The organism is Kitasatospora sp. SUK 42 (assembly GCF_015776785.2).
Taxonomy (GTDB): Bacteria; Actinomycetota; Actinomycetes; order Streptomycetales; family Streptomycetaceae; genus Kitasatospora.
In genome coordinates this window covers 1-1450 of the sequence record NZ_LFMD02000030.1, presented here as the reverse complement: position 1 = coordinate 1450, position 1450 = coordinate 1, and the positions used below count along the sequence as shown (strand labels likewise).

At 68.6% G+C, this 1450-nt stretch carries 1 protein-coding gene; it reads left to right on the top strand.

The genetic code is table 11. The features are described from left to right. Positions 1 to 241: 241 nt before the first annotated feature. Positions 242 to 1432: an IS110 family transposase gene (locus tag RZ50_RS28545; protein ID WP_196951079.1), complete on the top strand. Its 1191-nt coding sequence runs from the start codon at positions 242 to 244 to the stop codon at positions 1430 to 1432. Positions 1433 to 1450 lie beyond the last annotated feature (18 nt).

Here is a 1450-nt window from a genome sequence, read left to right as displayed (position 1 = left end):
TCAGTCGGTCCTACGTTGTTGGTGGGTTGGACGGGCCGTCGTAAGGTCCAGAGATCCAGAGACATCGGGTATGGCTTTCAGTCGGTTGCCCTTGATGGCCTACGTCACCTGGCCGCCCGGTGTCTCACGACGACTCGACCGCTGATTAGGAGCTGCGAGCCCCTCGGGTGCATCGCTGAGTAGGACCACGCTGGCGAGGTCGTCCGGACGAGCAGCACGCATCGAACGACCGGAGGAACAGGTGGCCCAGATCTGGGCGGGCACGGACATCGGCAAGACCCACCACCACTGCGTGGTCCTGGACAGTGAGGGCAGGAAGCTGCTCTCGCGCCGGGTCCTGAACGACGAGCCGGAGCTGCTGTCCTTGCTCGCCGACGTACTGGCTCTGGAGGAGGACGTGCTCTGGGCGGTCGACGTCGCCGACGGCATGGCCGCCCTGCTGATCAATGTGCTCCTCAACCACGGCCAGCAGCTGGTCTACATACCCGGCCTGGCGGTCAACCGGGCCTCGGCCGGCTACCGGGGCATGGGCAAGACCGACGCCAAGGACGCCGTCGTCATCGCCGACCAGGCCCGGATGCGCCGGGACCTGGCCGTGATCCGGGCGGACGACGAGCACGCCGTCGAGCTGAGGATCCTCACCGACCGCCGCTCCGACCTGTCCGCTGACCGCACCCGCAAGGTCAACCGGCTTCGCGGCCAACTCACCGGAATCTTCCCGGCGTTGGAGCGGGTTCTGGACCTGGGCAACGTCGGTCCGCTGATCCTGCTGACCGGCTACCAGACCCCGGCCGCCCTGCGCCGGACCGGCCGCAGCCGCCTGGAGACCTGGCTGCGCAACCGCAAGGTCCGCGGCGCCGACACCCTGGCCCAGGCCGCCTTGGAGGCGGCCGAGCGCCAGCACACCACCGTCCCCGGGGAGAAGATGGCCGCCCAGGTGGTCCACACCCTGGCGAAGGAGGTGATGGGCCTCAACGAGCAGATCGCCGAGATCGACAAGCTCATTGCGGCCCGGTTTCGTGACCACGACCTCGCCGAAGTGATCGCCAGTATGCCCGGCATCGGCCCGCTGCTGGGCGCCGAGTTCCTGGCCGCCACCGCCGGCGACATGAGCCGCTTCCCCAGCGCCGACCGCCTCGCCAGCTTCGCCGGAGTCGCCCCGGTGCCCCGCGACTCCGGCAACATCAGCGGAAACCTGCACCGCCCCCGGCGCTACCACCGCGGGCTGCAACGCGTCTTCTACACCTCCGCGCTCATCAGCATCCGCAGCTGCGAGGAGTCCCGCCGTTTCTACGAACGCAAGCGCGCCGAAGGCAAGCGACACACCCAGGCTGTCCTTGCCCTGGCCCGCCGCCGCGTCAACGTCCTGTGGGCCCTCATCCGTGACGGACAGTGCTTCCATCGTGGGCTCCCTGTCACAGCGGCTGCTTGACAACAGCATTAGGAGGTG